Genomic DNA, 12,355 nt, shown 5'->3' with positions numbered 1-12,355 from the left:
GGATGCCTCTGATTACTCTGCAAAACGTCGACTTCAGCGTCGGCGGCCCCCTGTTGCTGGAAAAAGCCGAACTGTCGATCGAGCCGGGCGAGCGTATCGCCCTGATCGGCCGCAACGGCGCCGGCAAATCGACCCTGCTCAAACTGCTGTCCGGCGATCACAAGCCCGATGACGGCGAAGTCCGCGTGCAGCAGGGGGTGCGCATCACCCGCCTGGAACAGGAGGTCCCGCACGGTGCCGCCGGCAGCGTGTTCGATGTGGTTGCCGATGGCCTGGGCGAGCTGGGCCAGTGGCTGGCCGAGTTCCATCACCTGAGCATGGCCGAGGATTTCGACGGTGATGCGCTCTCGGCCGTGCAGGCCAAGATCGATGCCGCCAACGGCTGGGGCCTGGACCAGCGCGTCAGCGAAACCCTGACCAAGCTCGACCTGGACGGCGATGCCGAATTCGCGCGCCTGTCCGGCGGCATGAAGCGCCGCGTGCTGCTGGGCCGCGCGCTGGTGTCCTCGCCGGACCTGCTGCTGCTCGACGAGCCGACCAACCACCTGGACATCGAAGCCATCGACTGGCTCGAAATGTTCCTCAAGAACTGGAACGGCAGCGTGGTGTTCGTCACCCATGACCGTCGCTTCCTGCGTGCACTGGCCACCCGCATCGTCGAGATCGACCGCGGCCAGGTCACCAGCTGGCCGGGCGACTGGGCCAACTACGAGCGCCGCCGCGAAGAGCGCATGAACGCGCAGGCGCAGGAAAACGCGCGCTTCGACAAGCTGCTGGCCCAGGAAGAAATCTGGATCCGCCAGGGCATCAAGGCCCGGCGCACCCGCGACGAAGGCCGTGTGCGCCGCCTCAAGGCGATGCGCAACGATCGCTCGCAGCGCCGCGAACTGGGCGGCAACGTGCGCATGGAAGCGGCGCAGGCGGAGAACTCCGGCAAGAAGGTCATCGACGTCAAGGACATCTCGTTCGCCTTCGGCGAGCGTGTGATGGTCAAGGACTTCAGCACCGTGATCCTGCGCGGCGACCGTATCGGCCTGATCGGGCCGAACGGCAGCGGCAAGACCACGCTGCTCAAGCTGCTGCTGGGGGATCTGCAGCCGCAGAGCGGCGAAGTGCGTGCCGGCACCAACCTGCAGATCGCGTATTTCGACCAGTACCGTGCCGTGCTGCGCGAAGACTGGACCGCGATCGAGAACGTGGCCGAAGGCCGCGATTTCATCGAGTTCAACGGCAAGCGCAAGCATGTGCACGCCTACCTGCAGGACTTCCTGTTCTCGCCCGAGCGCGCCCGCGCACCGATCACCCGCCTGTCCGGTGGCGAGCGCAACCGCCTGCTGCTGGCCAAGCTGTTCGCGCAGCCGTCCAACCTGCTGGTGATGGATGAACCGACCAACGACCTGGACGTGGAAACGCTTGAGCTGCTGGAAGAGCTGCTGAGCGATTACACCGGCACGTTGCTGCTGGTCAGCCATGACCGTGACTTCCTGGACAACGTGGTCACTTCCACGATGGTGATGGAAGGGGACGGCGTGGTCGGCGAGTACGTGGGCGGCTATACCGATTGGCAGCGCCACGCTGCACGCGTGGCCGCCGCGGCCGCCGCTGCGCCCGTGGTGGCGGCCAAGCCGGTTGCTGCGGCGGCTGCCGCTGCCGCGCCGGCCGAGGCCAAGCGCAAGCTGAGCTACAAGGACGCGCGCGAGCTGGAACAGCTGCCGCTGAAGATCGAAACGCTGGAGAAGGACGTCGAAGGCCTCACCGCCGCGATGAACGACCCGGCGTTCTATCAGCGCAGCGCCGCGGACATGGCCGCGCACAACGCGAAGCTTGCCAAGGTCCAGGCTGAGCTGGACGCCGCGTACGCGCGCTGGGAAGAACTGGACGCCTGACCCGGTGATCGACGTAGAGCCGACCGTTGGTCGGCTTGACGGTACGGGACGTATGGCACCGACCGCTGGTCCGCCGCACGCGTAACGCCGACCGTTGGTCGCCTCACCTGTAGAGCCGACCGTTGGTCGGCTGGCGTCAGAGGTTCATGGCGCCCGAACGAAGCGCAGCCGACCAACGGTCGGCTCTGCCTGTCAGGGCTTCGTGGGGCCGGATGGAAGGCCGCCGACCAACGGTCGGCGCTACCGTCGTCATTTCAGGCCGTGCAGATCCCGCAACTGGGTTGGGCGTGAGCCGAAATACGCGGCCAGGTCGGCGATGTCCTGGTCGCTCAGGTCGGTCGCCTGCGGGGTCATCAGCGCGTGCTGGCGATCCCCCGCGCGGTAGGCCTGCAGGCTGTGCGCCAGGTAATCCCCGTACTGCCCACCCAGCTTCGGGTAGGTCGGGTCGATCGGCTTGTTGCCGTCGGCGCCGTGGCAATCGATGCAGCTCTGGCCGGTGGCTTTGCCCTTGACCTGGGCACGCGCCTCACCGGCGGCGATGCGGCCGGCCGGCAGGCCGGCGGAGGAGCCGGACCCGTGTTCACCACTGGCGTGGCCCGGATCGGCGGCGGAATCTGCGCTGTTCTCCACCTGAGACTGCGAACACGCAGTCATCAGCAGGGCAACGGACAGGGCGATGGCGTAACGCTGGAGTGGCGTGGCTTTCGACATGAGCGCGCTTATTTGACGGTGGACAGGTAAACAGCGAGATCGGCGATCTCCTGTTCGCTGAAACTCATCGACTGCGCCTGCATCGTCGGATGCTTGCGCTTGCCGTGGCGGTACTCGGTCAGCGCCTGGCTGAGGTACTCACGGGTCTGCCCGCCGATCTTGGGCACTTTGTAGCTGGGATAGGCGTTCTTGTACCCGGTGATGCCGTGGCACCCCTGGCACGTATAGGCCAGGACCCGGCCATTGTCGAACCGGCCGGTGACGGCGGCAGGCGCCGGCGCGGTGGCGGCCGGAGCGGGGGTGGCAGGGACTGCAGGAGCGGGTGTTGCGGCCTGTGCGGCGGCCCCGAGGGGCAGGAGGACGGCCAGAACGAGACAAGCGGCGAGCGGCTGCGGGCGCATGATGTCCTTTTCCGATAAACGGGTCTGGTCGTTCCGGCGTGGGGTACGGAACTGGGCCGAGTATAGCCTGCCATTTCATCTAGCTGAAACCGGGCCGGGGGAGGCCATCGCCGCAGGTCACCATGACCTTTGGGATATGGTGTGGTCGTGACGTGGTGAATTACTTTGCTACCACACCTGCCCACGCATCCTTAGGGACACGACGATGTCGCGACAATCATTCCTGCTCGGCCGCACCGGACGCTGTGCCGCTGCACTGCTGATCACCTCCACCCTGCTGCTCAGCGGCTGCGGTGGCGCCGGCCCGGCCGAAGCCAACGCGGCCGAGAAGGACGGCAAGGCCGAGAAGAAGGTCGATGCGGTCCCCGTCGAAGCCGTCGCGGCCAGCCGTCGCGCCGTCGCTGCCAGCTACACCGGTACGGCCGCACTGGAGCCGCGTGGCGAATCGCAGGTGGTCGCCAAGACCTCCGGCGTCGCGCTGGCGGTGCTGGTCGAAGAGGGGCAGCAGGTGCGTGCCGGGCAGCCGCTGGTGCGGCTGGATCCGGACCGTGCGCGCCTGGCCGTGGCGCAGAGCGAAGCGCAGATGCGCAAGCTGGAGAACAACTACCAGCGCGCCCAGAAACTGGTGGGCCAGCAGATGGTCAGCGCCGCCGATGTCGACCAGATCAAGTACGACCTGGAGAACGTCCGCGCGCAGTACCGGCTGGCCACGCTGGAACTGTCCTACACCACGGTGATCGCGCCGATCTCGGGCGTGATCGCCTCGCGCTCGATCAAGACCGGCAACTTCGTGCAGATCAACACGCCGATCTTCCGCATCGTCGACAACTCGCGCCTGGAAGCTACGCTCAACGTGCCCGAGCGCGAGCTGGCCACGCTGCGTCCGGGCCAGCCGGTGACGCTGCTCGCCGATGCGCTGCCGGGCAAGACCTTCCCGGGCACGGTGGACCGCATCTCGCCGGTGGTCGATGCCGGCAGCGGCACGTTCCGCGTGGTCAGCGGCTTTGGCGAAGATGCTGAAGGCCTGCAGCCGGGCATGTTCGGCCGCATCCGGATCGACTATGACCAGCGCGCCGATGCCTTGGTGGTGCCGCGCCTGGCGCTGCTCGACGATGGTGAGCCGGCGGTGTTCCGCGTTCGCGATGGCAAGGCCGCGCGCGTGCCGGTCAAGCTCGGCTATGCCGAAGGCCCGTGGGTGGAGATCCGCGAGGGTCTGGCCGCAGGCGATCAGGTGGTCACTGCAGGCAAGGTTGCCCTGCGCGACGGCACCGCGGTGCAGGTGATCGGCGCCAAGCCGGCCGCCACCGCTGCTGCCAAGCCGGCACCGGCCAAGGCGGAGAGCCGTCAATGACAGCGGCCGGCAACGACCACGGCAACGATCCGCACCAGGGCGAACGCCCCGGTGCCCACGGCGGCGGCCTGGTGGAATTCGCCACCCGCCGCCGCGTCACCATCGCGATGTTCACCGTCACCCTGATGCTGTTCGGCTTCATCGCGCTGGGCAATCTCAAGGTCAACCTGCTGCCCGACCTGAGCTACCCGACCCTGACCGTGCGCACCGAGTACACCGGTGCGGCCCCGGCGGAAATCGAAACGCTGATCACCGAGCCGGTCGAAGAGGCCGTGGGTGTGGTCAAGAACCTGCGCAAGCTCAAATCGATTTCGCGTACCGGGCAGAGCGATGTCGTGCTCGAATTCGCCTGGGGCACCAACATGGACCAGGCCAGCCTGGAGGTGCGCGACAAGATGGAAGCGCTGAACCTGCCGCTGGAGGCGAAGTCTCCGGTGCTGCTGCGCTTCAATCCGTCTACCGAGCCGATCATGCGCCTGGTCATCTCGGCCAAAACCGATCCTTCCAGCGATGCCGAGGCCGTGCGCCAGCTCACCGAGCTGCGCCGCTATGCCGATGAAGACCTGAAGAAGAAGCTGGAGCCGGTGACCGGCGTGGCTGCGGTGAAGGTGGGCGGCGGTCTGGAGGATGAAATCCAGGTCGACATCGACCAGCAGAAGCTGGCCCAGCTCAATCTGCCGATCGACAACGTCATCAAGCGGCTCAAGGAAGAGAACATCAACATCTCCGGCGGCCGCCTGGAGGAAGGCTCGCAGCGCTACCTGGTGCGCACGGTCAACCAGTTCGCCGATCTGGAGGACATCCGCAACCTGCTGGTGACCACGCAGAGCAGCAACGGCAGCGCTGCCGATGCAGCGATGCAGCAGATGTTCGCGATCGCCGCCTCGACCGGCTCGGATGCCGCCGTTGCCGCTGCCTCTGCCGCGCAGAGCGCATCCAGCAGCAGTTCCACCAACATCGCCAACGGCGTGCCGGTGCGGCTGAAGGATGTCGCCACCGTGCGCCAGGGCTACAAGGAACGCGAAGCGATCATCCGCCTGGGCGGCAAGGAAGCGGTCGAGCTGGCGATCTACAAAGAGGGCGATGCCAACACGGTCTCGACCGCCGAAGCGCTGCGCGCGCGCCTGGAGCAGATCAAGGGCCAGGTGCCCGGCGATGCCGAACTGACCACGATTGAAGACCAGTCACGCTTCATCGAACACGCCATCAGCGACGTCAAGAAGGACGCGGTGATCGGCGGCATCCTCGCCATCCTGATCATCTTCCTGTTCCTGCGCGACGGCTGGAGCACGTTCGTGATCAGCCTGTCGCTGCCGGTCTCGATCATCACCACGTTCTTCTTCATGGGCCAGCTCGGCCTGAGCTTGAACGTGATGTCGCTGGGCGGTCTGGCCCTGGCCACCGGCCTGGTGGTGGATGACTCCATCGTGGTGCTGGAGAGCATCGCCAAGGCGCGCGAACGTGGCCTGAGCATCCTGCAGGCGGCCATCGCCGGCACCCGTGAAGTGAGCATGGCCGTGGTCGCCTCGACCCTGACCACCATCGCGGTGTTCCTGCCGCTGGTGTTCGTCGATGGCATCGCCGGCCAGCTGTTCCGCGACCAGGCGCTGACCGTGGCGATCGCGATTGCGATCTCGCTGCTGGTGTCGATGACCCTGATCCCGATGCTGAGCTCGCTCAAGGGCCGCCCGCCGCTGGCCTTCCCCGAAGAACCGGCGCACCAGCCCTGGCAGCCGGACAGCCGCTGGCTGAAGCCGGTCGCCGGCAGCCGCCGGGGCGTGGGCACGCTGGTGCGCTGGATCTGTTTCGGTATCGCGTGGTCGGTGATCCGCGTCTGGCGCGGCCTGGTGGCCGTGGTCGGGCCGGTGATGCGCAAGGCCAGCGATGTGGCGATGAAGCCCTACGCCGGTGCCGAGCGCGGTTACCTCAAGCTGCTGCCGGGCGCGCTGCACCACCCGGGCAAGGTGCTGGGCCTGGCCGCGCTGGCCTTCGTCGGCACGATGGCGCTGGTGCCGATGCTGGGTGCGGATCTCATCCCGCAGTTAGCCCAGGACCGCTTCGAAATGACCGCCAAGCTGCCCGCCGGCACGCCGCTGAAACAGACCGATGCGCTGGTCCGTGAGATGCAGCTGGCCCACGCCAAGGACGCCAGCATCGCCTCGTTGTACGGCGTCAGTGGCAGCGGCACCCGTCTGGATGCCAGCCCGACCGAAAGCGGCGAGAACATCGGCAAGTTGACCGTCGTGATGGCCGGGGGCGGCAACGCGCGCACCGAAGCGGCGATCACCGAGCGGCTGCGCGAATCGATGCAGCAGCACCCTGGCGTGCAGGTCGATTTCGCCCGCCCGGCGCTGTTCAGCTTCTCCACACCGCTGGAAGTGGAACTGCGTGGTCAGGACATGGCCACGCTGGAAACGGCCGGCAAGGCACTGGCCGCGATGCTGCGTAACAACCCGCACTACGCCGACGTCAAATCCACGGTGGAAGAGGGCTTCCCGGAGATCCAGATCCGCTTCGACCAGGAGCGCGCCGGTGCCCTGGGCCTGACCACGCGGCAGATCGCCGATGTGGTGGTCAAGAAGGTGCGCGGTGACGTGGCTACGCGCTACAGCTTCCGCGACCGCAAGATCGACGTCCTGGTGCGGGCCCAGGAAGGTGACCGGGCCAGCGTGGACAGTATCCGCCGCCTGATCGTCAATCCGGGCAGCAACCGGCCGGTGACGCTGGATTCGGTGGCCGAGGTGATCGCCACCAACGGCCCGAGCGAGATCCATCGCGCCGACCAGACCCGCGTGGCGGTGGTGTCGGCCAACCTGCGCGACATCGACCTGGGCGGCGCCGTGCGCGAAGTGCAGGACATGGTGGCCAAGCAGCCGTTGGGGGCCGGTGTCGGCATGCACATCGGCGGGCAGGGTGAGGAGCTGGCCGACTCGGCGCGCTCGCTGATCTTCGCCTTCGGCCTGGCCATCTTCCTGGTGTACCTGGTGATGGCCTCGCAGTTCGAATCGCTGCTGCATCCGTTCGTCATCCTGTTCACCATTCCGCTGGCGCTGGTCGGCGCGATCCTGGCCCTGATGCTGACCGGCAAGCCGATCTCGGTGGTGGTGTTCATCGGCTTGATCCTGCTGGTGGGCCTGGTGACCAAGAACGCGATCATCCTGATCGACAAGGTCAACCAGCTGCGCGAGGCGGGCGTGCCCAAGCGTGAGGCACTGGTGGAAGGGGCGCGTTCGCGCCTGCGGCCGATCATCATGACCACGCTGTGCACGCTGTTCGGCTTCCTGCCGCTGGCGGTGGCGATGGGCGAGGGCGCCGAAGTGCGCGCGCCGATGGCGATCACCGTGATCGGCGGGTTGCTGGTCTCCACCCTGCTGACGCTGGTGGTGATCCCGGTGGTGTACGACCTGCTCGACCGTCGCGGCGATGCCTACTACCGCGAGCGCGGCCGCCACCTCAAGCCGCCGCTTGCCGATACCGGCCATGGCACTGCACAGGAGCCGGCATGAGCATTGCCGAGTTCTCCATCCGCCGGCCCATCACCACGATCATGTGTTTCGTGTCGTTGGCGGTGGTGGGCCTGATCGCCTCGTTCCGGCTGCCGCTGGAAGCGCTGCCGGACATCTCCGCACCGTTCCTGTTCGTGCAGGTGCCGTACACCGGTTCCACGCCAGAGGAGGTCGAGCGCAACATCATCCGGCCGACCGAAGAAGCACTGGCTACGATGACCGGGATCAAGCGCATGCGCTCCTCGGCCACCTCCGAAGGCGCCAGCATCTTCATCGAGTTCACCGACTGGGACCGCGACATCGCCATCGCGGCCTCTGATGCCCGTGAGCGCATCGATGCGATCCGCAGCGACCTGCCTGACGACCTGCAGCGCTACAACGTGTTCAAGTGGTCCAGCAGTGACGACCCGGTGCTGAAGGTGCGCCTGGCCAGTGCCATCGACCTGACCGGCGCGTACGACATGCTCGACCGCGAGTTCAAGCGGCGGATCGAACGCATCCCCGGCGTGGCGCGGGTCAACATCTCCGGCGCCCCGCCGAATGAGGTCGAGATCGCGATCAGCCCGGACCGGCTGACCGCGCATAACCTGAGCATCAACGAACTCAGCGACCGCCTGCGTACGCTGAACTTCTCGATCTCGGCCGGACAGATCGACGACAACGGCCAGCGCGTGCGCATCCAGCCGGTGGGTGAAATCACCGACCTGCAGGAACTGCGCGACCTGGTCATCGACAACAAGGGCCTGCGCCTGGGCGACATCGCCGAGATCCGGCTCAAGCCCACCCGCATGAACTATGGCCGTCGCCTGGATGGCAACCCGGCCGTGGGCCTGGACATCTTCAAGGAGCGCAGCGCCAACCTGGTGGAGGTTTCGCGCGCGGCCCTGGCCGAGGTCGAGGCGATCCGCAAGCAGCCCTCCATGCGCGATGTGCAGATCAAGGTCATCGACAACCAGGGCAAGATGGTGACGTCCTCGCTGCTGGAGCTGGCCGAGGCCGGCGCGGTGGGGCTGCTGCTGTCGATCACGGTGCTGTTCTTCTTCCTGCGCCACTGGCCCTCCACGCTGATGGTGACCCTGGCGATCCCGATCTGTTTCGTGATCACCCTGGGCTTCATGTACTTCGCCGGCGTGACCCTCAACATCCTGACCATGATGGGCCTGCTGCTGGCGGTCGGCATGCTGGTGGACAACGCCGTGGTGGTGGTGGAGAGCATCTACCAGGAACGCGAACGGATGCCGGACCAGCCGCGTCTGGCCTCGATCATCGGTACCCGCAACGTGGCCATCGCGCTGAGCGCCGGCACCCTGTGCCACTGCATCGTGTTCGTGCCGAACCTGTTCGGCGAGACCAACAACATCAGCATCTTCATGTCGCAGATCGCGATCACGATCTCGGTCTCGCTGCTGGCCTCCTGGCTGGTCGCGGTGAGCCTGATCCCGATGCTGTCCGCGCGCATGCAGACCCCCAAACTGGTGCATTCGGACAGTGGCGTGATCGCCCGCCTGCAGCGCCGCTACGCCACCTTGCTGCAGTGGACGCTGGAACACCGTGGCTGGAGTGTGTTCGGCATCGTGATGGTGATCCTGATCAGCCTGGTGCCGATGAAGCTGACCAAGATCGACATGTTCGGTGGCGAGGGTGGCCACGAGGTGTTCATCGGCTACAACTGGAAGGGCGCCTATACCTTCGGCCAGATGTCCGAGGAAGTCGCCCGCGTGGAGCGCTACCTGGACGATCACCGCGAGGAGCTGCACATCACCCAGGTGTACTCCTGGTACAGCGAGCAGGAAGGCAGCAGCACGATCGTGACCTTCGATACCGAGCACGCCAAGAACATGCCCGCCGTGCAGGAAGCCCTGCGCAAGGGCCTGCCGCGTTCGGCGCGTGCCGATTACGTGGTCGGCAACTCCGGCGACGGCGGTGGCGGCGGCAACAACCAGGTGCAGGTGCAGCTGGTGGGTGACTCGACCAAGATGCTGCAGGAGATCGGCGAGGAAGTGGTGCCGCTGCTGGCCCAGCGCAAGGAGCTGCGTGACGTGCGCATCGACAACGGCGAGAAGGGCAGCGAGTTGTCCATCCACGTTGACCGCGAGCGCGCGGCCGCGTTCGGCTTCAATGCCGAGCAGGTGGCCAGCTTCGTCGGCCTGGCCCTGCGGGGCGCGCCGCTGCGCGAGTTCCGCCGCGGTGACAGTGAAGTGCCGGTCTGGGTGCGCTTTGCCGGTGCCGAGCAGAGCAGCCCGGAAGACCTGGCCAGCTATACGGTGCGTACCGGCGACGGTCGCTCCGTGCCGCTGCTGAGCCTGGTGGATGTGGCGATCAAGCCGTCGGCCACGCAGATCGGCCGCACCAACCGGCAGACCACGTTGACCATCAAGGCCAACCTGGCTGAGAAGGTCACCGTGCCGGATGGGCGCAAGGCGATGGAGGAAACGCTCAAGCCGATGAGCTTCCCGGCCGGCTACACCTTCAGCTTCGACGGCGGCGACTACGGCGATGACAACGAAGCGATGGCGCAGATGATGTTCAATCTGGTGATCGCGCTGGTGATGATCTACGTGGTGATGGCGGCGGTGTTCGAGTCGCTGCTGTTCCCGGCGGCGATCATGAGCGGCGTGCTGTTCTCGATCTTCGGGGTGTTCTGGCTGTTCTGGATCACCGGCACCGCGTTCGGGATCATGTCCTTCATCGGCATCCTGGTGTTGATGGGCGTGGTGGTGAACAACGGGATCGTGATGATCGAGCACATCAACAACCTGCGCCGCCGCGGGATGGGCCGGACCCAGGCGCTGGTGGAAGGCTCGCGCGAACGCCTGCGCCCGATCATGATGACGATGGGGACCGCGATCCTGGCGATGATTCCGATCTCCATGACCGACACCCAGCTGCTCGGCAACGGCCCGCCGTACTACCCGATGGCCCGCGCCATCGCCGGCGGCCTGGCGTTCTCCACGGTGGTCAGCCTGCTGTTCCTGCCGACCATCTACGCGATGCTTGATGACATGAGCACGGCGGTGTCGCGGATCATCCGGCGTGCGCGTGGCCGCGGCGTCGAGGCCCCGGTGGTCGAGCCCGGCGCAGAATCGGTTTGAGGGTGCATGGAGGCCCGTTGGGCGGGCCTCCTTTTTTTTCGGAACGCACCCACGTATGGCGTCCATATACGAATGGAAACGGCGGCCATCACCCTGGTACGTAGCCCGGCACTACCTGCGGTTCCCCATTCGTGCACAAAAAAGGCCACGCATTGCGTGGCCTTTCGATTCACAGCCGGCGCGGGAATCACCCCGCGACTTTGCCCCACACCTGGAACCCGGTCAGCCACAACCCGAGCATGCTGCCCAGGTTGGTCAGCATGAAGGTCAGCACCACGCGGGTCACCCGGTTGCGGTACCAGCCCTTGACGCTCTGCGCGTCGTCGCGCAGCTTCAGGAAATCCTCGTAGGCCGGCTTGCGCAGGCGCGCTTCCACCAGGGCCGAGAACGCGCCGGTCGGGATGCTCAAGCGGAACGGCTTGAACGGTGCCACCACGATCGCGGTCAGGATGCTCAACGGGTGGCTGCCGGCCAACAGGCAGCCCAGTCCGGCCAGGCCGCCGGTATACATCGCCCAGACCGCCAGCAGTTCACTGCCGACCCCCAGGCCACCACGGTAGAAGCCCACGCCGATGCCGGTCAGCACGATGGCCAGGATTGCCAGCGTGATCCACGGAATGTTGCGCTTCTTCGGCACGTCTTCCAGCGACTCGCGCAGCGGGCCCGGCGCATCGGTGTCGGTTTCCAGGTATCTGGCCAGACCGGCCAGATGACCGGCGCCGACCACCGCCAGCACTTCGCGCTGGGCCGGGTCATGCACTTCACGCAGGCGCGTAGCCATGTAGCGGTCGCGCTCGCCGATGATGGTTTCGTACAGGGCCGGGCTCTCGCTGGCGAACTCGCCGAAGCTGGCTTCGAGCATGTCGCCCTGCTTGAGCTTCTCGATCTCGTCCTCGCCGACTTCCTCGGAGGCGAACAGCCCTGCGCCCAGGCCCATCACCAGCTTGATCTTGCCGAAGAAGCCCAGCCGCTGCGAGGCGCGCTTGAAGGTCAGGCCGACCTCGCGGTCGATCAGGTGCACCGGCAGGTTGCGTTCGTTGGCCATCACCACCGCGCGCTTGAGTTCGGCACCGGGCTCGATCTCCAGCTGCTCGGCCAGGCGGCGCTGGTAGGCGGCCAGGGCGAGGTTGGCCGCGAACAGGGCGACGCGCCCCTTGCGGATCACCTCCACCAGGTCCAGCTTGGCCAGGGCGTCCGGGTTGGTCAGTGCCTGCAGGCGCTGCGCGTCCAGTTCGACCGCGACCGCATCGAAGCGGCCACTTTCAATTGCACGTTCCACCGCTTCCACGCTGGCCTGCGAGACGTGCGCGGTGCCCAGCAGGGTGTAGCGCACGCCATCGCGCTCGACCACGCGCACGGGTTGACCGGCGAACAGGGTGTCGCCGGCCTCGATCAGGGTATCTGTCAT

Annotated in this window: 7 protein-coding genes; 4 read left to right on the top strand and 3 right to left on the bottom strand. The window is 66.5% G+C overall.

Annotated features, from left to right (window positions below; translation table 11 throughout):
• Positions 1-2: 2 nt before the first annotated feature.
• Complete coding sequence (locus tag HMPREF3113_RS12925) at positions 3-1,886, top strand: ATP-binding cassette domain-containing protein (RefSeq protein WP_070473161.1); 1,884 nt, start codon at positions 3-5, stop codon at positions 1,884-1,886.
• Between the two features lie 249 nt (positions 1,887-2,135).
• On the opposite strand, the gene HMPREF3113_RS12920 is transcribed toward HMPREF3113_RS12925, so the two are convergent.
• Together HMPREF3113_RS12920 and HMPREF3113_RS12915 are read right to left on the bottom strand one after the other, a co-directional pair.
• Entirely contained in the window at positions 2,136-2,597 is a 462-nt protein-coding gene (locus HMPREF3113_RS12920; RefSeq protein ID WP_019183110.1) for a c-type cytochrome, read from the bottom strand.
• 8 nt (positions 2,598-2,605) lie between these two features.
• Positions 2,606-2,998, bottom strand: coding sequence for a c-type cytochrome (locus tag HMPREF3113_RS12915; protein ID WP_019183109.1), 393 nt, complete (start codon positions 2,996-2,998; stop codon positions 2,606-2,608).
• A 205-nt stretch (positions 2,999-3,203) separates the two neighbouring features.
• On the opposite strand from HMPREF3113_RS12915, the gene HMPREF3113_RS12910 reads away from it, so the two are divergent.
• Genes HMPREF3113_RS12910 through HMPREF3113_RS12900 form a run of 3 tightly spaced genes read left to right on the top strand, consistent with a single transcriptional unit; the run spans position 3,204 to position 10,947 of the window.
• The gene (locus HMPREF3113_RS12910) at positions 3,204-4,349 is read left to right on the top strand and encodes an efflux RND transporter periplasmic adaptor subunit (protein WP_046273773.1); all 1,146 of its coding nucleotides are present in this window, start codon (positions 3,204-3,206) and stop codon (positions 4,347-4,349) included.
• Positions 4,346-7,855 (top strand): efflux RND transporter permease subunit, encoded by a 3,510-nt coding sequence (locus HMPREF3113_RS12905; RefSeq protein ID WP_070473159.1) that lies wholly within the window; start codon positions 4,346-4,348, stop codon positions 7,853-7,855. The genes HMPREF3113_RS12910 and HMPREF3113_RS12905 overlap by 4 nt, the downstream gene beginning before the upstream one ends.
• Complete coding sequence (locus HMPREF3113_RS12900) at positions 7,852-10,947, top strand: efflux RND transporter permease subunit (protein WP_070473156.1); 3,096 nt, start codon at positions 7,852-7,854, stop codon at positions 10,945-10,947. The genes HMPREF3113_RS12905 and HMPREF3113_RS12900 overlap by 4 nt, the downstream gene beginning before the upstream one ends.
• Before the next feature lie 187 nt (positions 10,948-11,134).
• Here HMPREF3113_RS12900 and HMPREF3113_RS12895 read toward each other — a convergent pair whose 3' ends face one another.
• A complete protein-coding gene (locus tag HMPREF3113_RS12895; protein WP_102788351.1) occupies positions 11,135-12,355 on the bottom strand; it encodes a TraB/GumN family protein in 1,221 nt (406 codons plus the stop codon).

This window comes from Stenotrophomonas sp. HMSC10F06 (assembly GCF_001807865.1).
Taxonomy (GTDB): Bacteria; Pseudomonadota; Gammaproteobacteria; order Xanthomonadales; family Xanthomonadaceae; genus Stenotrophomonas; species Stenotrophomonas bentonitica_A.
This window is presented reverse-complemented; position numbering and strand designations above follow the sequence as displayed.